This window comes from Kineococcus deserti (assembly GCF_050871945.1).
Classification (GTDB): Bacteria; Actinomycetota; Actinomycetes; order Actinomycetales; family Kineococcaceae; genus Kineococcus.
The window spans coordinates 1-21,463 of sequence record NZ_JBJLSI010000039.1 but is presented as its reverse complement, the minus strand read 5'-3'; the positions used below and the strand labels follow the sequence as shown (position 1 = coordinate 21,463).

Genomic DNA, 21,463 nt, shown 5'->3' with positions numbered 1-21,463 from the left:
GCGACGTTCCCCCGGTCACAGCAGCGGCAGGTACCGCTGGAGTTCGAACGGCGTCACCTGGGAGCGGTAGTCGGCCCACTCCTGGCGCTTGTTGCGCAGGAAGAAGTCGAACACCCCCTCGCCCAGGGTCTCGGCGACCAGTTCGGACCGTTCCATGACCGAGATCGCGTGCTCCAGGCTCTGCGGGAGCGGTTCGATGCCCATCGACCGGCGTTCGGCGTCGGTCAGCGACCAGACGTCGTCCTCGGCGCCGTCGGGCAGGTCGTACTCCTCCTCGATGCCCTTCAGGCCGGCCGACAGCAGGACCGCGAAGGCCAGGTACGGGTTGGCGGCCGAGTCCAGCGCGCGGTACTCGATGCGCACCGACTGCCCCTTGGACGGCTTGTACATCGGGACCCGCACCAGCGCGGAGCGGTTGTTGTGGCCCCAGCAGATGTAGCTCGGCGCCTCACCGCCGGCCCACAACCGCTTGTAGGAGTTGACGAACTGGTTGGTCACCGCGGTGATCTCGGCGGCGTGCCGCAGGATGCCGGCGATGAACTGCCGCCCGGTGCGGGACAGCTGGTACTCCGCGCCCGCCTCGTAGAAGGCGTTGGCGTCCCCGTCGAACAACGACAGGTGGGTGTGCATGCCCGAACCCGGCTCCCCGGCCAGCGGTTTGGGCATGAAGCTGGCGTAGACGCCCTGGTCGCCCGCGACCTCCTTGAGGACGGTGCGGAAGGTCATGATGTTGTCGGCCGTCGTGAGGGCGTCGGCGTAGCGCAGGTCGATCTCGTTCTGCCCCGGCCCGCCCTCGTGGTGGCTGAACTCCACCGAGATGCCCATGCTCTCCAGCGTGGAGATCGCCGTGCGGCGGAAGTCGGTCGTCGTGCTGCCGGGGTGGTTGTCGAAGTAGCCGACGTAGTCGACCGGCTCCGGCGTCGCTCCGCGCTCCAGCGGGCCCTTGAACAGGTAGAACTCGATCTCGGGGTGCGTGTAGAAGGTGAAGCCCTTCTGCGCGGCCCGGTCCAGGGCGCGCTTGAGGACGAACCGCGGGTCCGAACGTGCCGGCTGACCGTCCGGGGTGTGGATGTCGCAGAAGATGCGCGCGGTTCCCTGGTGCTCGTCGGTGGTGCGCCACGGCAGGACCTGGAACGTCGACGGCTCGGGCTTGAGCAGCATGTCCGACTCCGAGACCCGCGACAGGCCCTCGATGGCGGAGCCGTCGAACCCGATCCCCTCGCTGAACGCCCCCTCGAGCTCGGCCGGCGCGATCGCCACCGACTTCAACGTCCCGATGACGTCGGTGAACCAGAGCCGGACGAAGCGGATGTCCCGCTCCTCCAGCGTCCGCAGCACGAACTCCTGCTGGCGGTCCATGGCACCCTTTCCGTCGCTCCGCTCGCCGGGCCGCCGGCGGTCACCGGCCTCCCCGTGGGTCTTCGCGGTCATCATCGCGCATCGGCGTGTCGGACCCCGCGCACGCCCCGCCGCGCGTCCCGCCGCCCCGGTGCGAAGCGATCCCACGCGTCGCACCCATCGGTGTCATCACGTGGAGGGAGGCGTGGGTGTCCCGCTCCGGGCGCCAGGGCGACGTCCCGGTGCACCCACGCCTCCCTCCACGACCCCGCCAGATCAGACGGGCACGCGGGGACGCGCCACGACAGCGGGCCGGCGCGCTCCCCGCAGAGCCAGGTGGGCACGCTCGATGGTGCCGAGGACGCGCGCCGGGTCCCGCGAAGAGGGACGCCGCCAGGAGGAGCTGTCCCGGGTCCAGCCGCCCGGTCGTGGTGGCGAACACGTCCGGGTGCACCAGTCGCCAGTGCCGACCGAGTGCCCACCGGACCTGTGCGGACGTGACGCCCGCGCCGTGGAGCTGGGGCCGTGTCAGCAGGCCCTGCTGTTGGCGGAGTGTCGAGCGGAGGACCTCGGGGACGGAGAGCATGCGACGCAGACTGCGGCGCGCAGTCGTGGTGTGCGGGTCCGCACCGTCCAGCTGTGGACGGCCGCGTCGGTCAGGAGGCTGTGGACACGGCGGTGATCCGGCGACTGCGGCACCTGGACGGTGTCGGATCCCCGGTGGGTGTCCCGGAACCGTCGCTCCCACGACCGGCTCGGGACACCCACGGCTCGCTCGACGTGGTGACACCGATGGGTGCGACGGACGGGCGCGGGTGAGGCTGCCCCACGACCCGACCGGGAGCTCCACTCCCCCACCCGCTCACTACGCTGGCCCCATGCCCCAGCTGCGCGTGGCCATGGCCCAGATCGACACGACCGTCGGCGACCTGGACGGCAACGTCCGGACGATCCGGGAGTGGACGCGGGAGGCGGCGGCCGACGGGGCGCACCTGGTGCTGTTCCCCGAGACGGCGGTGACGGGCTACCCGGTGGAGGACCTGGCGCTGCGGCGCTCGTTCGTCGACGCCTCCCGGCAGGCGCTGGGGCGGCTGGCGCGGGAGCTGGCCGACGACGGCAACGGGGACGTCACGGTCGTCGTGGGGTACGTCGACTCCTCCGAGGCGCACGCCGGCGGGTCGCGGCGGTTGCCGCAGAACTGCGCCGCGGTCCTGCACGGTGGTCGTGTCGTGGCGCGCTACGCCAAGCACCACCTGCCGAACTACGGCGTCTTCGACGAGTACCGCATCTTCGTCCCCGGCCGGGACCTGCTCGTCGTCCGCGTCAAGGGCGTGGACGTGGCCGTCGCGATCTGCGAGGACCTGTGGCAGGACGGCGGGCCGGTGCAGCGGGCCGGTGACGCCGGAGCGGGGCTGCTGGCCGTCCTCAACGCCTCGCCGTACGAACGCAACAAGGACGACGTGCGCCTCGAACTGGTCGCCCGCCGCGCCGCCGAGGCCGACTGCCCCATCGCCTACGTCAACGCCGTCGGCGGGCAGGACGAGCTCGTCTTCGACGGCGACTCCCTCGTGGTGGACCAGCACGGCACGACGCTGGCGCGCGGGCCGCAGTTCCGCGAGTCGCTCGTCGTCACCGACCTGGACCTGCCGGACGGGGTGGCCACCCCGGGCTGGGAGGAGAACGTCCAGCGGGTCACGGTCAGCACCGAGCCCGTCCCGGCCTACGAGCCGCGTCCCGCCGAGGTGCACGAGCCGCTGCCCGACGTCGCCGACGTGCACGCCGCGATCGTGCTGGGTCTGCGGGACTACGTGTGCAAGAACGGGTTCCGCTCGGTCGTCATCGCCGTCTCCGGTGGCATCGACTCCGCGCTGGTCGCCTCCCTGGCCTGCGACGCCATCGGCCCGGAGAACGTGGTCGGCATCTCGCTGCCCTCGGGGTACTCCAGCCAGCACTCCAAGGACGACGCGCAGGACCTGGCGAACCGCTGCGGTTTCGAGTACCGGCAGTACGCCATCGCGCCGATGGTCGACGCGTTCCTGGCCACCGTCCCGCTGCACGGGGTGGCCGAGGAGAACCTGCAGGCGCGGGTGCGCGGCACGACGCTCATGGGCCTGGCCAACCAGGAGGGCCACCTCACGCTGGCCACCAGCAACAAGAGCGAACTGGCCGTCGGGTACTCCACGCTGTACGGCGACTCCGTCGGCGGGTACGCGCCGCTGAAGGACGTCCCCAAGACGCTGGTGTGGGAACTGTCGCGCTGGCGCAACGCCGAGGCGGTCGCGCGCGGGCAGCAGCCGCCGATCCCGGAGAACACCATCTCCAAGCCGCCGTCGGCCGAACTGCGTCCCGACCAGACCGACCAGGACTCGTTGCCGCCGTACGAGGTCCTCGACGCGATCCTGGAGGACTACGTCGAGGGCGACAAGGGCCGCGCCGACATGCTCGCGGCCGGTTTCGACGGAACCCTGGTGGACTCCGTGGTGACCCTCGTCGACCGCGCCGAGTGGAAGCGGCGGCAGTTCGCGCCCGGTCCGAAGATCTCCCTGAAGGCCTTCGGCCGCGACCGGCGGCTGCCCATCACCAACCGCTGGCGCGAACCCACCGCCCAGGAGTCGCTCACGCCCCCCGTGGAGACGAAGACCGACCTCAGCGCAGGGCAGGACTGACATGTCGTACGCCACCGAAGCACCCGCCCGCCGCCGCCGGACCCGCGTCCACCACTTCCAGCAGTGGAAGGAGGCGGGCGAGAAGTGGTCGATGCTCACCAGCTACGACGCCATGACCGCGGCGCTGTTCGACGAGGCGGGGATCCCCGCGCTGCTCGTCGGCGACTCCGCGGCCAACACCGTGTTCGGGATGCCGACGACCATCCCGATCACCCTGGACCACCTGCTGCCGCTGGTGCGGGCCGTCGTCGCGGGCGCCCCGCACGCCTTCGTCGTGGCCGACCTGCCGTTCGGTTCCTACGAGGCCTCCGACGAGCTGGCCGTCACCTCCGCGGTGCGGATGATGAAGGAGGGCGGCGCGCACGCCGTGAAGTTCGAGGGCGGCGCCGCCCGGGCCGGACGCGTCCGGGCCGTGGTCGAGGCCGGGATCCCCGTCATGGCGCACATCGGGTTCACCCCGCAGTCCGAGCACGCCCTCGGCGGGTACCGGGTGCAGGGCCGGGGCGAGGCGGCCGACCGCGTCCTGACCGACGCCCGGGCGCTCGCCGAGGCCGGCGCGTTCTCGGTGCTCATGGAGATGGTCCCCGCCGACGTGGCCGAGCAGGTCACCAAGACCCTCGCGGTGCCGACGGTGGGCATCGGCGCGGGCAGCGGCACCGACGGGCAGGTCCTGGTCTGGCAGGACTTCGCGGGCCTGAGCGAGCGCACCGCGAAGTTCGTCAAGAAGTTCGCCGACCTGCGCACCGAGCTGGTCGAGGCGGCACGCCAGTACGCGACCGAGGTCCGCGACGGGACCTTCCCCGGCCCCGAGCACTCCTTCTGACGGCGCTCAGCGCAGCGCGATCGACAGCGCCTGCGCGCGGACCTCGTCCAGCGCGCGCCGCAGCGCCCCCAGCACGACGACGTCGCGCCCCAGCGTCGAGGCGACGACCAGGGGCCGCGGCAGGTCCAGGAACCGGGGCAGTTCGGTGTTCACGACCTCGACCAGCCCCACGGCCCCGGCGACTCCGCCGGCGACGACGACCCGTTCGGGGTCGAACAGGCTGGCCAGCGTCACCACGACGCGGGTCAGCCGTTCCCCGGCCGCCTCCACGAGCGAACCGGCCAGTTCCTCCCCGGCCGCGGCGGCGGCCACCACCTCCTCGGCGACGCCGGAACCCCCCGCCCGGTGGGCGAGGTCGCGCAGCACCTTGCCCAGCCCGTCGGCCGACCCGACGCCGCTGACGAGGTCGAGGTAGCGCATCTCCCCCACCCCGCCGCGCGCCCCGCGCAGCAGCCGGCCGTCGTCGACGATCCCGGCGCCGATGCGCTCGCCCGCCAGCAGGGTCACCTGGTTGCGGACCCCCCGGCCGCTGCCGATCCACCCCTCGGCCAGGGCCGCCAGGTTCGCGTCGTTGTCGGCCAGCACCCGCCAGCCGAACCGGTCCTGCAGGTGCGCGACCAGGCCGGGGTTCATGAGCTCCCAGTACGGGTTGCCGGAGAACTCGGTGCGGCCGCCGGCTCCCACGGGGGCCGGGACGCCGAGCGCGACGGCCAGCACCGTCGGCGCGCCGGCCGCACGCACGACCTCCTCGACGGTCCGCGCGACCACCTCGAGGCGTTCGGCGACGGGCGTGGACAGGTCGTGGTCGACGGTGCGGGAGGTCTCTCCCAGCATCCGCCCGCGCAGGTCGGCGACCCGGGCGGCGATGCGGTGCTGGCCGGCGTCGACCCCGACGACGGCCCCGGCGTGCACGTCGAACCCGTACCGGCGGGCGGGCCGGCCCTTGGTGTAGCCGCCGGCGGCCCGCTCGTTGGGCAGTTCACGCAGCCAGCCGCGCTCGATGAGCTCGTCGCACACGTCGTGCACGGTCGCCCGGGACAGCCCGGTGGCGGCCATGAGGTCCGATCCCGTCACCCCGGGTTCGGTCCCGTCGGGTCCGACGGGCAGGTCCCAGACGTGGTGCAGCACCGCGAGCGCGTTGTCGTCCCTCAGCCGGCGCGTCACCGAACCGTTCCCGCGGACCCCTTGACCCTGCCGCACGTCCATGGGCAGACTTTAGCCGTCGCCTAGATTTAGGCCTCAGATCAACTACCGATCACCGGAGACCCGCGTGAGCGAACGAACCGCAGACCGGGACTGGTGGCGGCACGCCGTCGTCTACCAGATCTACCCCCGCAGCTACGCCGACTCCGACGGCGACGGCATCGGCGACCTGCCCGGCATCACCTCCCGGGTGCCGCACCTGGCCCGGCTCGGCGTCGACGCGGTCTGGCTCTCGCCGTTCTACCCCTCGGCCCTGGCCGACGGCGGCTACGACGTCGACGACCACCGCGCCGTCGACCCCCGCATCGGCACCCTGGAACAGTTCGACGAGCTCGTGCGCACCCTGCACGAGGCCGGCATCAAGCTGGTCGTCGACATCGTGCCGAACCACTCCTCCAACCGGCACGCCTGGTTCCGGCAGGCGCTGGCCGCCGGCCCCGGTTCCCCCGAGCGCGAGCGGTACGTCTTCCGCCGCGGCGGCGGTGCGGACGGCGAGCTGCCGCCGAGCGACTGGACCGCGATCTTCGGCGGACCGGCCTGGGAACCGGTCGGCGACGGCGACTGGTACCTGCACCTGTTCGCCCCCGAGCAGCCGGACTGGAACTGGGACCACCCCGACGTCCGGGCCGACCACCTGCGGACCCTGCGCTTCTGGGCCGACCGCGGGGTGGACGGTTTCCGCATCGACGTGGCGATGGCGCTGGCCAAGGACCTCACCGAACCGCTGCCGTCGGCCGCCGACCTGGCCGACGTGCTGGACGGTGACCACCGGTTCTTCGACCGCGACGAGGTCCACGACATCTACGTCGAGTGGCGCCGGCTGTTCGACGAGTACGACCCACCGCGCACGGCCGTGGCCGAGGCGTGGGTCCCGGCTCACCGGCGCACCCGGTACGCCTCCCCGCTGGGGCTGGGCCAGGCCTTCAACTTCGACCTGCTGCAGGCCGGGTTCGACGCCGCGGCCTTCCGCCGGGTCGTCACCGACAACCTCCGGTTCGCCCGCGAGGCGGACAGTTCCTCGACGTGGGTGCTGTCCAACCACGACGTGGTGCGGCACGCCAGCCGCTACGCCCTGCCCGCCGGCGCCGACCTGGACGCCTGGCTGCTGTCCGACGGCAAGGATCCCGAACCCGACACCGGAGGCGGGTTGCGCCGGGCCCGGGCGGCCACGGCGTTCGTGCTGGCGCTGCCCGGCAGCGCCTACCTGTACCAGGGTGAGGAACTCGGGCTGCCCGAGGTGGCCGACCTGCCCGCCGCCGCGCTGCAGGACCCGACGTGGCTGCGTTCGCAGGGGGCGCAGAAGGGCCGCGACGGCTGCCGCGTCCCCCTCCCCTGGACCGCGGCCGGCCCCTCCTTCGGGTTCGGTCCCGGCGGATCGCACCTGCCGCAGCCGTCGTGGTTCGCCGACGTCGCCGCCGACCGGCAGGACGGGGTTCCCGGGTCGACGCTGGAGTTCTACCGCGAGGCGCTGGCCCAGCGCCGGCGCCTGCCGGTGAGCGAGGAGCTCACCTGGGTCCCGGCCCCGGAAGGGGTCGTGCAGTTCACCCGTCCCGGCGGGTGGACGTGCCTGACGAACTTCGGACCCGACCCCGTCGAGCTGCCCGCGGGGCGGGTCGTGTTGTGCAGCGGGCAGGTGCGCGGGAACCTGGTTCCGGCGGACACCACGGTGTGGCTCGAGGCCGAGCAGGCACCACCCTCCCGTTGAGGAGGCGCACGACCGCGCGGGCGACGGTGCCCGCGCGGACCGGACGAGGGGAACCCGACGTGACCCGCACGAGCACGACCACCCACCACGCCAGGCCGACGAGCCGCCGGACGTTCCTCGCCGCCGCCGGTGCGACCACCGCACTGGCGGCCTGCGGCGGACCGACCAGCGCCGAGGGCCGCACGAGCATCCGGTTCTTCCAGAACAAACCCGAGGTCATCGAGTACTTCGCCGGCCTCGTCGAGGAGTTCAACGCGTCCCAGGACGAGGTGTTCGTCGAGCACGACTCCTCGCAGACCTCGCTGGTCGCCCAGTTCGTGCGGGGCGACCCGCCGGACGTCGCGGCCTACAACTACAACCTGGAGACGTCGAACTACGTCAAGACCGGGGTGCTGAGCGACCTGGGCGACATGCCCGAGGCCGCCCGGGTCGACCCCAAGTACCAGGCCCTGGTGGACCAGTTCGCCACCTACGAGGACGAGACGAGCGTGCTGCCGTACTCGGTGACGTCGGCCGGGGTGATCTACAACGTCGCCCTGTTCGAGCAGGCCGGCCTGGCCGTCCCGACGACGTGGTCGCAACTGCTCACGGCGTGCGAGACGTTCCAGGCCGCGGGCGTCGTCCCGGTGGAACTGACGGCGCGGGAGGTGTGGACGCTGGCCCAGGGCCTGTTCGACTACACCACCGGCAGCGCGCTGGACGTCGCCGCGTTCTTCGCCGCCCTCAAAGAGGGTCAGGACGTCTCCTTCACCGAGGACATGGGCGAGGCCGGCGAGAAGATGGTGCAGCTCGCCTCCTTCGCCAACGACGACGCCGCCAGCCGCACCTACGCCGACGGCAACCTGGCCTTCGGCCGCGGCGAGGCGGCGATGTACCTGCAGGGTCCCTGGGCGCTCGGGGAGATCGCGAAGGTGGACCCGCAGCTGCAGGTCGCGACCTTCCCGCTGCCGGCCACGGAGAACCCCGACGAGGCCCGCGCCCGGGTCAACCTGGACCTGTCGTTGTGGATCCCGCGCTCCTCGGCCCAGCCGGAGGCGGCCCGGACCTTCATCAGCTGGCTGATGTCGCCCGAGGTCATCGACCGCTACAACGGCGACAACCTGGCCACGTCCCCCCTGCTGGACGCCCCCGCCCTGCAGGACCCGCGGGTCGCCGGTCTGCAACCGAGCCTGGACGCCGGCCGGATCTACCAGGGCGCCAACACCTACGTCCCGCCGACGATCCCGATTGGCAACTACATCCAGGACGCCGTGCTGAGCGGGGACTCCGACACCCTCCTGCGACGGCTCGACGAGGACTGGGGGCGACTGGCCGCGCGCGGCGCGGTGTGACGTGCCCCGCGAGCACCCACTGACCGGACGACCGGCTCGAGCGACGACGGAGTTCTCATGGCCACCACCCAGCCCGCCAGACCGCGCGGGACCCGCAACAGGACCGGCAGCAGGACCGGCGACACCCTCAGCGTCCACCACGGCCGGCCGTCCCGCCGGCGGACCGATCCGACGTTCTACCTCTTCCTGCTGCCGACGCTGCTCCTGTTCACCCTGTTCATCACCGTGCCGGCGCTGGTCGGCGCGGTGATCAGCCTCACGGACTACGTCGGTTTCGGCGACTGGGACTTCGTGGGCCTGTCGAACTACGCCGTGCTGTTCACCGATCCGAACATCCTCTCCGCCTACGGTTTCACGCTCGGGTTCTCGGTCGTGACGGTCGTCGTCACGAACGTCGTGGCGCTGCTGCTGGCCCTGGGGCTCAACGCGAGGATCCACGCCAAGACGCTGTTGCGCGGCGTGTTCTTCGTGCCGATGGTCATCTCCGGCATCGTCATCGCCTTCGTGTTCAACTACCTCTTCTCCACCTCGCTGCCGCAGATCGCCGCCGGCGTCCCGGTCCTGCAGGAGAGCCTGCTGGCCAACCCGGACCTGGCCTGGATCGCCGTCGTGATCGTCACGGCGTGGCAGGCCGTCCCGAGCGCGATGATCATCTACCTGGCGGGGCTGCTGGCCATCCCCGACGAGGTCTACGAGGCCGCGGCCCTCGACGGCGCGGGGGCGTCTCGGCAGTTCTTCTCCGTCACCCTGCCCCTGATGGCCGGCTACCTGGTCATCAACACCGTGCTGGGGTTCAAGAACTTCCTCAACGCCTACGACATCATCGTCGGGCTCACCGACGGTGGGCCGGGAACCGCCACCCGCAGCGTCGCCATGACGATCTTCTCGGGGTTCACCGGCGGCGACTACGCCTACCAGATGGCCAACGCCGTCGTCTTCTTCGTCCTGACCGTCGTCATCTCCGTCCTGCAACTGCAGCTGATCCGTCGCCGAGGAGTGTCGCTCTGATGGCCGCCGTCGACCCCGCCACCGTCTCCAGCGTCGCCCGCGAGGCCCGCTCCCACCACGACCTCACCGTCGTCGGGCGCAAGGTCCACCGCGGCTGGGGCCTGACCGCCCTGCTGGCGCTGTGCTCCCTCACCGTCCTGGTCCCGCTGTACTTCGCCGTCTCGATGGCCTTCAAGACACCCGAGGAGGCCGTCGCCGGATCGGGGTTCTCCTTCCCCTGGCCGCTGAACTTCGGCAGCTTCGCCGACGCGTGGACGCTGACCAGCTTCGGCCGGGGCTTCGCCGTGTCGCTGGCGATCAGCGCGTTCAGCGTGGCCGGCTGCCTGCTGCTGGCCAGCTGGGCCTCCTACGCCATCGTGCGCAACTGGGAGCACCGGCTGTTCCGCTACTCCTACGTCTACCTGCTCGCGGCCATGTTCATCCCGTTCCCCGTCATCGCCCTGCCGCAGGTCAAGCTCACCGCCGTCCTGGGGCTGGACAACCCCGGCGGGGTGGCGTTGCTGCACATCCTGTTCCAGATGTCGTTCAGCGTCCTGCTCTACTCGGCGTTCCTGCGCTCGATCCCCGGCGAGCTGGAGGAGAGCGCCCGCATGGACGGCGCGAGCACCTGGCAGGTGTTCTGGCGGATCGTCTTCCCGCTGCTGGCCCCGATGAACGCCACGGTCGGCATCTTCGCCTTCCTGGCGAGCTGGAACGACTACATGATGCCGTCCCTGATCACCGCGGACCCGACCCTGCAGACCATCCCGGTGCTGCAGAAGATCTTCCAGCTGGCCTTCAGCACCGACTACAACGTCGCCTTCGCCTCCTACCTCATGGCGATGGCCCCCACGATCGTCGTCTACGTGCTGGCGCAGCGGTGGGTCATGAGCGGGGTGACGCGCGGCGCCATCAAGTGAGGTGCGTTCGCGTGGGGCGCTCCGCCCGTCGGATACCGTCGTCCGATGGCCGACCATCGTGACTGGGTCCACCGCGCGGTGCGGATCGTGGAGGCCGACGCCAACCGCAGCGCCGACACCCACCTGCGCGTGTTCGACCTGCCCGCCTCGTGGGGTGTGCGGCTCTACCTCAAGGACGAGTCCGTGCACCCCACCGGCTCGCTCAAGCACCGGCTGGCCCGCTCGCTGTTCCTGTTCGGGCTGGCCAACGGCGACATCGGCCCGCACACGACGCTGGTCGAGGCCTCCAGCGGGTCGACGGCGGTCTCGGAGGCCTACTTCGCGCGGCTGCTGGGCCTGGAGTTCGTCGCCGTGGTCCCGGCCCAGACGTCGGCCGCCAAGCTCGACCTGATCCGCCGGGAGGGCGGGCGGCTGCACCTGGTCGAGGACCCCGGCGCGGTGTACGCGGCCGCCGAAGAGCTCGGCGCGCGCGACGGCTGGTTCTACTTCGACCAGTTCGCCACCGCCTCGACCGTCACCGACTGGCGCGGCAACAACAACATCGCCTGCTCGATCTTCGAGCAGATGGCCCTCGAACCGCACCCGGAGCCGGAGTGGATCGTCGTGGGCGCCGGGACGGGCGGGACGAGCGCCACCATCGGCCGGTACTGCCGCTACCAGCAGCACGCCACGAAGCTGGCGGTCGCCGACCCGGAGGGTTCGGCGTTCGCGCAGGCCTGGCGCACCGGCTCGCGCGACGTGACGGCCGCGGGGTCGCGCATCGAGGGCATCGGCCGGCCCCGGGTGGAACCCTCGTTCGTGCCGTCGGTCATCGACGAGGTGCTCTCGGTCCCCGACGCCGAGTCGATCGCGGCGATGCGGATGCTGTTCGAGCGCACCGGCATCCGCGCCGGGGCCTCGACGGGCACGAACCTGTCCGCGGCGCTGCGGCTGGTCGACCGGATGCGGCGGGCCGACCGGCCCGGTTCGGTCGTGACGCTCGTCTGCGACGACGGCAACCGCTACCTGGACACCTACTACTCCGACGCGTGGGTCGCGGCCAAGGGCATCGACCTGGACGCCGGGCGGGCGGTGCTGGAACCCTTCTTCCCGTGAGGCGTCTCGAGGTCGCGGCCCCCGGCGGTTCGGCGCTCGGCGTGCACGACACGGGTGGCGCCGGACCCGTGGTCCTCTGGCACGGCGGCACCCCGAACACCGGCGAACCCCCGGCCCCGCTGCTGCACCCGGGCACGCGGTGGATCGGCGTCGACCGCCCCGGCTACGGCCGGACGCCGCGGCGGCCGGGCCGCGACGTGGCGAGCGTGGCGGCCGACGTGCGGGCCGTCCTGGACCACCTGGGCATCGAGCGCTGCGTCACCGTGGGGCACTCCGGCGGCGGGCCGCACGCCCTGGCCTGCGCGGCGCTGCTGCCGGACCGGATCTCGGCCTGCCTGTCGATCTCCGGTGCCGCCCCCTGCGACGGCCCGGAGTGGTTCGCCGGGATGGGGCCGCACTCGATCGAGTCGTTGGGCGCCGCCACCCGGGGCCGGGTGGCCAAGGAGGACTTCGAGGCGGCCGGTGGCAGCGGCGGCGTCGACTTCACCGGCGAGGACTGGGCGGTGCTCCAGGGGCCGTGGGGGTGGTTCGGGGGCGTCGTCACCGAGGCGAGCGCCGACGGCCCGGGCGGTCTCGTCGACGACGACCTGGCCACGGTGAACCCGTGGGGGTTCGACCTGGGGAGCGTCCGGGTGCCGGTGACGGTGCTGCACGGCGAGGCCGACCGCGTCCTGCCCGTCGGGCACGCCCGCCGGCTGGCGGCGGCCGTCCCCGGTGCGGTGCTCCGCACCGTTCCCGGCGCCGGTCACCTGTCAGTCCTCGACGAGGCGCCGGCGGCGCTGGCCGCCCTGCCCGGCTGAGCACGGCGGTCCGACGCTCACCGGTGCAACGCGCGCACCAGGGCCAGGTAGGGCACGCCGATCGCGGCGCCGCCCACCGCCAGCGCCGCGTTGACGGCGGGCGCCCGCCCCCGCCCGCGGCCCGGGAGGCCGAACCGGGCCGCGGTGCGCAGCGTCCCGACGGTGTTGACGACCACCCCGGCGCCGAACAGCAGGACGGTGCCGGTCGCACGGTGCCGTCCGCCGGCGCCGGGGCGGTGCGCACGCCACTCCCGGCCCACCGCGACGGCCCCGGGCAGCAGGCTCGCCGCCGCCGTGACGGCGACGGCCCGGTACCCCGGTCCCGCGGGACGGCAGCGGGTCAGCCCCGCCGCGCAACCCAGCGCGGCGACGCAGGTGGCGTCGAGCAGCAGCACGGCGAGCAGGCCGCGGCGCCGGCAGGACCCGCGCTCGACCGCCCGCACCGTTCCTCCCGGTTGCCCCGCCCCGTCCACGAGCACCATCGTCCCCCCGCAGGTGTGCAGGACCGGCGTGGGAAGCCGGCTGGTCGTGCGGACGGGGAACCGGTGACCCTGGCGCCTCCGTAGCGTCGACGGGTGGTCCCGTCCCGACGTCTGCTGTCCGCCCTCGCCCTGGCGGTGGTCTTCGGCACGCTCAACGCGTTCCTCGACGGGGCGGCCGCGGCGCCCCTGCGCTTCGCCGGCGTGGTGCTGAACGCCGGGTTCGCCTGGGCCGGACTGGCCGTGGCCGCCGGGGCCGTGGTGCGCACCCCGCGCCTGGCGGTGGTGGCGGGCGGGCTGGCGGCCACGGTGGGGCTGTCGGCGTTCTACGTCGTCGACGCCCTGGTGCGCGACGTCCCGGTGTCCTCGGCCGGGGACGGGGCGGTGTTCTGGTTCGCGGCCGGTCTGCTGCTGTGCCCGGCGCTGGGGTTCGCCGGCTCGCAGATCCGCCGTCCCGGTGTCCGCGGGCTGCTTCCCGGTGTCCGCGGGCTGCTGGCCGCACTGGTGGTGCCCGTCGGCGCCGCGGTGGAGGTGGTCGTCCTGCCGCCGGGGCCGGACCCGGTGCGCTGGACCGTGGGGTCCGCCGCGGTGCTCGCGGTGGCGGCGGTGCTGCGGGCCCACCGCCGCCGCGAGGTCAGTCCTGCACCCGGGTGAGCAGCCACTGGGCGATCTCCTCGCCCGCGGCGGCGCCGACGCCCCCGGTGAGTTCCACCCCGGCGTGCTCCCAGCCGGCACGCAGCAGCTCGCCGTGCCGCGGGCGGCGGGCCTGGTGGGCCGCGACCAGCAGGTCCACGTCGAGCAGGCTGTCCCCCGCGGACACGAAACCGTCCGCGCCGCACCGGGAGACGACCTCGGCCACGGCCGCGGACTTGGTCAGCGGCCGGGGCACGGCGTACAGCTTGCGGCCCTGCAGGGACACCGTGTAGCCCCACCCGTCGAGCAGGACCGTCAGGTCGCCCAGGCGGGAACCCTCGAGTTCGGGGCGCTGGCCCTCGCGCAGGACGACGTAGGCGAACAGGTCCGGGACCACCCGCACCGCCGGGTCCTCGGACCCGGGGACGGCCGCCACCAGCGCGGCCGCCAGCCGCCGGAGTTCGGCGTGCACGTCGGCCAGCGGCGCGCAGCCGGCCAGCCGCTCGCGGACCGTGGCCGTCCACGCGGCGTCGGCGGCGCCCTCGTGCAGCAGGACTCCCCCGTTGGCGCAGATCGCGTAGCGCGGCGCGGCGGAGGGCCAGCGGATCCGCGCGTACTGCTCGGGGGTGCGCGTCGTGACCGGCACGAACCGGCCGGACGCCACCAGTTCCCCGAGCAGCTTCCAGGCCAGCGGGGTGACCCAGGAGATGTTCTGCCCCCGGTACTCCTCGACCTCCACCAGGCCGGTCACGTCGGCCTGCGCGGAGCGGGCGGAGAACACCAGCGTCTGGTCCAGGTCGCTGGCGGCGAGCACCCCTCTCACACCGTCACAGCCGCTCGCCCGTCGGCGCCCGTGGCCCCGCGGGTGAACCGCGGGTGGATCAGCCCGATCGCCGAGTACGACAGCCCGGGGACCTCCTCGACGACCACGCCGCGCTGGTCGGCCAGCAGCCGCACGTGCGCCAGGTCGCCGGGGTGCGCCAGTTCGCTCTCGGGGCGGACCAGGACGCGCCAGGGGACGCGCCGCAGCAGCACCCGCGTCGTCTCCCCCACCCCGGGTTTGACGAGGTTCACGTCGCCGATGCCGTAGTGCTCGCTGACCCGCTCGACCTCGGCCCAGCCGGTGAACGACGCCTCCCGGTCCCCCGAGAGCACCGCCTCGACCGCCGCCGGGACCTCCGCGGCGACGTCGTCGAACCAGGACGTCACCTCCTGCAGGAACCGGCCCGACAGGTCGGCCGGCGCGAGGTCGGCGTAGAACTTCGCCCCGTGGAACTGCCCGGGTTCCAGCAGCCGGTCGTTGAGCACCGTCCGGCTCACCAGCCCGGACACCGTGGAGTTCAGGCAGGCCGAGGGGATGAGGTAGTCCTCGCGCGTGCCGAAGGTGCGCACGCACCGGCCCGGGTCGGCCAGCACCGCGAGGTCGTCGGAGAAACCGGGGAAGCGGGACAGGGCGGCCGACAACTCCCGCACGATGGCGCCCTTGCCCGTCCAGCCGTCGACGAACACGACTCCCGCCGGGTCGTGGTGCTCGGCGATCCAGCGCAGCGCGACCTCGTCGATCCCGCGGCCGCGCACGATCGAGACCGCGACGTGCGGCCAGTGCAGTCCCTGGCGGATCGCCCAGCGCCGCAGCAGGATCCCGACGGGTGTTCCCGCCCGGGCCAGGGACGCCAGCAGGAGGTCCTCCCCCCGTTCGGCCCGCAGCAGCTCGGCCACCACCCCCACCCCGAGCGCCACCCGCCGTGCGGTGCGGGCCAGGGCGTCGAGGAACAGCTGCTGGTACTGCGCGCTGGGCTGGTACTCCACCGGCAGCGATTCGGCGTAGTGCGCCCCGCCGTTCTGGATGGCCTCCTCCCGCTCCTCGGCCGGCGCCTCGAGCTGCGCCCCGGACAGGTCGGTGAGCAGCCAGCTCACCTCGTCGGGCAGGTAGCTGCCGAACCGCGGGCCGGACAGCGGTGCGGGCGGGTTCACGGGTGGCTCCAGACGTCGGCGGGCAGGGTGAGCAGCAGCAGCCGCGTGGCGTGCGGGGCCAGCGCGGCCAGCACGCCCTCGGGGTCGTGCAGGCGCGCCGGGTCCGAGGCCGAGTCCACCACCAGCACGACGGCGTCCCACGGCTGGGAACGGGCCACGTTGTGCGCGTACCGGATCCCCGGCCCGTCCTGGGCCGGGTCGTGCGAGACGAACGCCACCGAACTGCGCACCGCGTAGCCCGGGTCGTCGACGGCCAGGACCGGGGAACGGGTCGTGGAGGAGAACCGGACCGTCCCGCGGAACCGTTCGGCCAGCTGGGTCGCCACGGCCAGCGGGGCGTGCATGAGTTCCTCCGAGCCCAGCACCAGGACCTGCGACCCCGCCTCCAGCTCGGGCAGCAGGTGCCTGACCAGGTCGGCCGGGGCCAGCCGTTCCGCGTGCACCCCGGCCGTGCCGAAGCGCCCCGTCGTGGGCACCCCGGCCGGCCAGTCCACCCGCACGGGGACGGCCGCGGGCACGGGGCGGGGCGCGGGCACGACCGGTTGCACGCAGGCCACCAGTTCGCCACCGCGGGTCAGCACGTCGTCGGGCAGGTCGACCGACCCGGCGGCCAGGGCGACCACGTCGACGCGGGTGCCGAGCTCGTCGGCCAGCTCGGCCAGCCGGGCCCGGTCGGCCGCCGAGCGCATGTCCACCAATCCGGCCACGACGTAGTGCCGGCGCGGGGTCAGCGCGTGCAGGGCCCGGACGGTGTTCGCCACGGTCCGGCCGGTGGACAGTTCGTCGTCGACGAGCACGACGGGCGCCGCGGGGTCGGCCAGGGCCGCCAGGACGGCCGGTTCGGCCGGCAGCAGCCGGTGACCGGTGGCGTGGGAGTGCTCCTCCTCGAACCCCGCGTAGTCGAGCGCGGCGGGGACGTCGCGACGGGTGGAGTGCAGCCCGGCGCAGCCCAGGGCGTCGGCGACGGTGTGCCCCAGGCCGGTGGCGGTCTCGGCGTAGCCGACGACCAGCGCGTCCGGGCGGGCCGGACCGCGCACGGCCCCGGCCAGGACGGCGGTCGTGGCCGCCTCGTCCCCCTCCAGGGCGGCGCGCCAGAGGGCGGGATCGGCACCGGGGGCGTCGGGCACCCCGAGGACGCCGGCGACCTGGGCGCCCAGCCGCAACCCGGCCGCGCGCACCAGCCGGGGGTCGGTCGGGACGTGCTTGCCCAGGACGCGGCTGACCAGCAGGTGCGCGCGCTTGGGGTTGCGCCGCAGCGCCAGGCCCAGCAGGTCGTGCACCGTCAGCCCGTCGACCCCGGGCGGCCCGCCGAGCCGGACCCCGAGCCGGTCGCCCACCCACCGCTGCGTCGTACCGGTCGTCTCGATCGTCACGCGAGCGCTTCCTCCTGCTGCTCCTGCTCCTGCGAGGACCGGAACGCCCGCCAGGCGTCGTCCTGCGCCTGCAGCAGGTGCGCGTAGGAGACGTCCTCGCGGGCCACCCCGAACGCCCGGGCGCGCAGCAGGACCCGCTCGGCCCAGGCCCGGTGCGGTCCGGCCTCGTTCATCTTGTTGCGGTAGGCCGAGGCCATCGCCCCGCCACCGGTCTGGGCCAGCACGTCGGTGGCGTCGGAGTAGTCCTCGTGCGTGACGACGGACATGGCGTGCACGACGGCGACGTGCGAGGGGTGGATGACGGTCTTGCCCTGCAGGCCGTTGACGCGGTCCAGGACGAGCTCGCGCACCAGCCCGTCGAGGTCCTCGGCGATGAGCTGCTCGCGCAGTTCCTCCGACCCGGACTCGGCGAACGGGCTCACCGACAGGGTGGTGCGGAACACCCGCTCCCCGGAGGTGAAGTGCTCCCACACCGGGGCGGTGATCGGGTACCCGCTGCCGTCGGCGCGGCCCAGCACGTTGATGACGTCGCCGAGCACGTCGGCCACGACCCGCACGTCCCACACCGTCGAGCCCCGCGGACGGCGCAACCCGTAGGCGGCCGACAGGTCGGTGGCCCCGGTGCGCACGGCCAGCACGACGTCGCGGTGCTCGTCGAGCACGTCGCGGATCGCGAACAGCGCGGTGTGCCGGGTGTCGAGGTGGGCGACGTCCCGGCTCTCCAGCACCGGCATGGCCCACAGCCGCCGGCCGGCACGCTCGGAGGCCTGCTGCACCGCTTCCAGCCACTCGTGCGGGGACGGCTGACCGGCCCCGCCGAACTTGGGCAGGACGAAACCCCGCAGGCAGTCCAGCCCGACGCCGGCACGCTCGACGACGTCGAGCAGCTGCCGGGGGGTGCGGGTGCGCAGGAACAGCATGAGCGGCGGCGCCTGGCACCAGCCCGGGGTGCGGGCCAGCCCGGCCAGCTCACGGACGAGGATCTCCTCGGCCTCGGCCACCCGGTGGTCCGGCACGGAGTCCTCCAGGCACGCCACGGCGGACAGGACACCGCGCCGCGCCAGCTTGAGCAGGTCCCCGGCGAGGCGTTCGCGGGTGGCCGGGCAGTACAGCGTCGCCCCCAGCGCCACCGCCAGCTCGTCGCGGCCGGCGGTGACGTCGACGGGCTGCGGCGGGTGCAGGAACAACCGCTGCGTCTGCTCCTCGTCGAGGGTGGCGAAGTGACGCACGAAGTCCCTGCCGCTCTACAGGTGCGGCGTGACGGCGGGCAGCAGGTCGCGGATGGTGCGGCCGTTGGCGGCGGCACCGATCGCGGTCATGGCCCAGCCCGAGCCCTCGCGGGTCAGCTTGGCCATGATCTGCGCGGTGTGCGGGCCGGCGTCGGACAGCTCGTACCGGGCCAGCTCGACCTGCTGGGGCTGCGCGGCGTCGACGAGCCGGCACACGGCGTTCTGCACCTGCGAGAAGTTCTGCCCGGTGAAGCTGGAGACGGTGAAGACCAGCGAGGTGACGTTGGCCGGCACGGCGGGCAGGTCGACGTAGACGATCTCGTCGTCCCCCTCGCCCTCACCGGTGAGGTTGTCGCCGGTGTGCGTGACCGACCCGTCCTTGCTGCGCAGCTGCTGGAACCAGACCTCGTCGACGAGCTTGCCGGCGGCGTCGAACAGCAGGACGCTCGCGTCGAGGTCGATGTCGACCGACTTCTTGCGGAACAGGCCCTTGGCGACGGCGTCCCAGCCCAGGCCCATGTAGACGCGGGTGAGGTCACCGCCTCCGGCCTTCGACAGCGACAGCTTCTGACCCTTGTTCAGACTGACGGCCACGTGCGTTTCCTTTCACACAGACAGCGGTTGGTCAGGAGGGACGGGGGACGGTGCCCTCGGCGTTCCAGTCGAGGTCGTCGAAACCGTAGGCGAGGGCGACCTCGCGCACGGGCCCGGGGAAGAACTCGTTCTCGCGGCGCACGACCAGGTCGCCGCCGACGTCGTGGATGGAGGCGATGGCGCACGTGCGGGCACCGGCCGGCGGCTCCCCCGTCCACATCTGGACGGTGCCACCGCCGCGGCGGCCGATCGTCAGCCGCGGCGCCAGCCGCCGGTAGTCCGGCGGCTGCGCGCCCACGGCGTAGACGTAGAAGACCATCCGGCGCATCAGGCGCAGGTGACCGGCGTCGGCCAGGACCTCCTCGCCCGCCTGCTCGCTGCGCGCGCCCAGGCGCAGCACCTGACGCGCGCCGAAACCGGGGGCCGCGAGCAGGTCACCCAGCGACTGCAGGGCACCGGCGTGACGCTCGCGCGTCTCCCACAGGCACCCCAGGTGGACGTCGGAGGAACGGTGCAACCCCGAGGAGGTGACCTGCTGCTCCCACTGCAGGGTGAACCGCAGGCTGCCGGAGCTGCGCTCGGCCGCCGGGATGGTCACGACGGGCGCCTCGTCGTCCAGGACGACGCGGCGCTCGCTGGCCCGGGCCTGCCCGACCGCGGCCTCGGGAACCGGTGCCGCCGTCGCGGGGCTCACGGGTCCGGCCGGGGCCGGGCGAGGGGCGGCCCGGGGTGTCGGTCTGGGTGTCGGGCGGGGGGTCAGGGCTGGGGCCGGGCGCGGGGCAGGAGGTGGCGTGGCGCGGGGCGCCGCGGAGGGGCGGGGCGGGTTGAGGTGGTCGGCGAACGTGCGCGTGCTGCGCCGGCGTCCGGGCCGGCCGAGGAAGTTGTGGACCTCCTCGGCCGGTCGCCCGCTCGTCCCGCTCACCGATCACCCTCCTGCCTGTCGCCACTCCCCTCCGCTCGCGCCGTGCCCGCTGCTCAGCTGCTGTGGACCGCGTCCCGCTCGACGTGCGCTTCTTCCGGGTGGGCCCGGTTGTAGCGGATGGAGCTGATGAGCGAGGCCACGATGAAGGCCAGGCCGATGAGGCCGGTGACGACCTCGGGGATCTCCACCTCGATGCTCAGCAGCAGGATCACCGAGAGCGCGCCGATGGCCCACAGCGCACCGTTCTCCAGGTACGGGTACTGGGCCAGCGTGCCCTCCTCGACCAGGTGCACCGTCATGGACCGGATGTACATGGCGCCCACACCGAGCCCGATGGCGATGATGACCGGGTCGGAGGTGATGGCGAAGGCGCCGATGACGCCGTCGAAGGAGAAGGACGCGTCCAGGACCTCCAGGTAGAGGAAGAGGAAGAACGCCGCCTTTCCGGTGGCCTTCGCCGCACCGCTGGGTCCGCGGTTGCCGCTGGCCGTGGCTCCGGCGCCCTCGGCCGCCGCGCCCTCGGGGTGCTCGCCGTGCTCGCCGTGCTCGACGTGCTCCTCGACGTTGAACAGCTCACCGAGGCCGTTGACGAGCAGGTAGGTCACGATGCCGGCCAGCCCGGAGGCCAGCACGGTGCGGCCGTGGTCGGTGGCGAACGTCTCGGCGACGATCAGCAGCACCCCGCCGGCGACGATGACCTGCACGTACTCGAGCTTGCCCACGCGCTCCAGCAGGCGTTCGACCGGCCCGAGCCAGTGGTGTTCCTTCTCCCCGAAGATGAAGTTCAGGAACAGCATCATCAGGAACATCCCACCGAAGGAGGCGATGGTGGGGTGCGCCTCGTGGAGCTCGTAGCCGTAGGTGCCCGGCGTCTCCGGGTCCCCGCCCTGCAGGGCCAGGCGGATCACCTCCACCGGCCCCAGGCCGGCGGTGACGCTGACGAGGATGATCGGGAAGACCAGCCGCATGCCGAAGACGGCGATGATGATGCCGACGGACAGGAAGATCTTCCGCCAGAAGTCGCTCATCCGTTCCAGGATGGTCGCGTTCACCACGGCGTTGTCGAACGAGAGGCTGATCTCGAGGATCGAGAGGATGAGGACGAGGGCGATCGCCTGTCCGATGCCCAGGTGGGCGGACAAGCCGTACCAGGCTGCGAGAACCAGCCCCAGCGCGGTCACGACGAACGACCAGCGGTAGGTCTTGAGGATCACCAGTCAGCTTCCTGTTCACGGGGAGCCCTTGCGGGCCGGACCACGAACCCTACTCATCCGGCGCTCGGGAGACGTCGCACCGCGGGCCCCCCCCCCCCGGGGGGGGCGGCCGGCGGGGGGGGGGTGGGGGGCGTACCGTTATCCCAAAACCCAGACAATTGCACCCCCCCCCTTTTG

Annotated in this window: 17 protein-coding genes and 1 pseudogene; 9 read left to right on the top strand and 9 right to left on the bottom strand. The window is 73.1% G+C overall.

What is annotated here, in order from left to right; all coding sequences use genetic code 11:
* Window positions 1-15: 15 nt before the first annotated feature.
* Window positions 16-1,359 (bottom strand): glutamine synthetase family protein, encoded by a 1,344-nt coding sequence (locus ACRYR2_RS21825; protein ID WP_432564996.1) that lies wholly within the window; start codon window positions 1,357-1,359, stop codon window positions 16-18.
* A gap of 857 nt (window positions 1,360-2,216) precedes the next feature.
* Here ACRYR2_RS21825 and ACRYR2_RS21820 point away from each other — a divergent pair.
* Both ACRYR2_RS21820 and panB read left to right on the top strand, forming a co-directional pair.
* Window positions 2,217-4,004 carry an NAD+ synthase gene (locus ACRYR2_RS21820; RefSeq protein ID WP_432564995.1) on the top strand — a complete coding sequence of 596 codons (1,788 nt, stop codon included), beginning with the start codon at window positions 2,217-2,219 and terminating at the stop codon, window positions 4,002-4,004.
* A gap of 1 nt (window position 4,005) precedes the next feature.
* Window positions 4,006-4,827 carry a 3-methyl-2-oxobutanoate hydroxymethyltransferase gene (gene panB, locus ACRYR2_RS21815; RefSeq protein WP_432564994.1) on the top strand — a complete coding sequence of 274 codons (822 nt, stop codon included), beginning with the start codon at window positions 4,006-4,008 and terminating at the stop codon, window positions 4,825-4,827.
* A 6-nt stretch (window positions 4,828-4,833) separates the two neighbouring features.
* Here panB and ACRYR2_RS21810 read toward each other — a convergent pair whose 3' ends face one another.
* Window positions 4,834-6,033 carry an ROK family transcriptional regulator gene (locus tag ACRYR2_RS21810; protein ID WP_432564993.1) on the bottom strand — a complete coding sequence of 400 codons (1,200 nt, stop codon included), beginning with the start codon at window positions 6,031-6,033 and terminating at the stop codon, window positions 4,834-4,836.
* A 64-nt stretch (window positions 6,034-6,097) separates the two neighbouring features.
* Here ACRYR2_RS21810 and ACRYR2_RS21805 point away from each other — a divergent pair, with 64 nt between their 5' ends.
* The 6 genes from ACRYR2_RS21805 to ACRYR2_RS21780 are packed head-to-tail and all read left to right on the top strand — an operon-like array spanning window position 6,098 to window position 12,868.
* The gene (locus ACRYR2_RS21805) at window positions 6,098-7,735 is read left to right on the top strand and encodes a glycoside hydrolase family 13 protein (protein ID WP_432564992.1); all 1,638 of its coding nucleotides are present in this window, start codon (window positions 6,098-6,100) and stop codon (window positions 7,733-7,735) included.
* A 59-nt stretch (window positions 7,736-7,794) separates the two neighbouring features.
* Window positions 7,795-9,066 (top strand): ABC transporter substrate-binding protein, encoded by a 1,272-nt coding sequence (locus ACRYR2_RS21800; RefSeq protein WP_432564991.1) that lies wholly within the window; start codon window positions 7,795-7,797, stop codon window positions 9,064-9,066.
* A gap of 57 nt (window positions 9,067-9,123) precedes the next feature.
* Window positions 9,124-10,074 (top strand): carbohydrate ABC transporter permease, encoded by a 951-nt coding sequence (locus ACRYR2_RS21795; protein WP_432564990.1) that lies wholly within the window; start codon window positions 9,124-9,126, stop codon window positions 10,072-10,074.
* The gene (locus ACRYR2_RS21790; RefSeq protein ID WP_432564989.1) at window positions 10,074-10,973 is read left to right on the top strand and encodes a carbohydrate ABC transporter permease; all 900 of its coding nucleotides are present in this window, start codon (window positions 10,074-10,076) and stop codon (window positions 10,971-10,973) included. Before ACRYR2_RS21795 ends, ACRYR2_RS21790 begins: the two co-directional genes overlap by 1 nt.
* A 45-nt stretch (window positions 10,974-11,018) precedes the next feature.
* Window positions 11,019-12,068, top strand: a complete 1,050-nt coding sequence (locus tag ACRYR2_RS21785; RefSeq protein ID WP_432564988.1) for a PLP-dependent cysteine synthase family protein — start codon at window positions 11,019-11,021, stop codon at window positions 12,066-12,068.
* Complete coding sequence (locus ACRYR2_RS21780) at window positions 12,065-12,868, top strand: alpha/beta fold hydrolase (protein WP_432564987.1); 804 nt, start codon at window positions 12,065-12,067, stop codon at window positions 12,866-12,868. The genes ACRYR2_RS21785 and ACRYR2_RS21780 overlap by 4 nt, the downstream gene beginning before the upstream one ends.
* Before the next feature lie 17 nt (window positions 12,869-12,885).
* Here ACRYR2_RS21780 and ACRYR2_RS21775 read toward each other — a convergent pair whose 3' ends face one another.
* Window positions 12,886-13,311, bottom strand: a complete 426-nt coding sequence (locus tag ACRYR2_RS21775; RefSeq protein WP_432564986.1) for a hypothetical protein — start codon at window positions 13,309-13,311, stop codon at window positions 12,886-12,888.
* 132 nt (window positions 13,312-13,443) lie between these two features.
* Between ACRYR2_RS21775 and ACRYR2_RS21770 the strand changes: the two genes are divergently transcribed.
* The gene (locus ACRYR2_RS21770; RefSeq protein ID WP_432564985.1) at window positions 13,444-14,001 is read left to right on the top strand and encodes a hypothetical protein; all 558 of its coding nucleotides are present in this window, start codon (window positions 13,444-13,446) and stop codon (window positions 13,999-14,001) included.
* Here ACRYR2_RS21770 and ACRYR2_RS21765 read toward each other — a convergent pair.
* The 6 genes and pseudogenes from ACRYR2_RS21765 to ACRYR2_RS21740 form a co-directional block, all read right to left on the bottom strand.
* Window positions 13,982-14,794, bottom strand: coding sequence for an HAD family hydrolase (locus ACRYR2_RS21765; RefSeq protein ID WP_432564984.1), 813 nt, complete (start codon window positions 14,792-14,794; stop codon window positions 13,982-13,984). The two genes, ACRYR2_RS21770 and ACRYR2_RS21765, sit on opposite strands and share 20 nt — an antisense overlap.
* 5 nt (window positions 14,795-14,799) lie before the next feature.
* A pseudogene (locus tag ACRYR2_RS21760) lies at window positions 14,800-17,321 on the bottom strand (phosphoribosyltransferase).
* 2 nt (window positions 17,322-17,323) lie between these two features.
* Window positions 17,324-18,556 (bottom strand): HpcH/HpaI aldolase/citrate lyase family protein, encoded by a 1,233-nt coding sequence (locus tag ACRYR2_RS21755; protein ID WP_432564983.1) that lies wholly within the window; start codon window positions 18,554-18,556, stop codon window positions 17,324-17,326.
* A gap of 15 nt (window positions 18,557-18,571) precedes the next feature.
* On the bottom strand, window positions 18,572-19,150 hold the full coding sequence (locus tag ACRYR2_RS21750; RefSeq protein ID WP_432564982.1) for a TerD family protein: 579 nt from the start codon (window positions 19,148-19,150) through the stop codon (window positions 18,572-18,574).
* Between the two features lie 31 nt (window positions 19,151-19,181).
* On the bottom strand, window positions 19,182-19,844 hold the full coding sequence (locus tag ACRYR2_RS21745; protein WP_432564981.1) for a hypothetical protein: 663 nt from the start codon (window positions 19,842-19,844) through the stop codon (window positions 19,182-19,184).
* A 281-nt stretch (window positions 19,845-20,125) separates the two neighbouring features.
* Window positions 20,126-21,286, bottom strand: coding sequence for a DUF475 domain-containing protein (locus tag ACRYR2_RS21740; RefSeq protein ID WP_432564980.1), 1,161 nt, complete (start codon window positions 21,284-21,286; stop codon window positions 20,126-20,128).
* Between the last annotated feature and the right edge of the window lie 177 nt (window positions 21,287-21,463).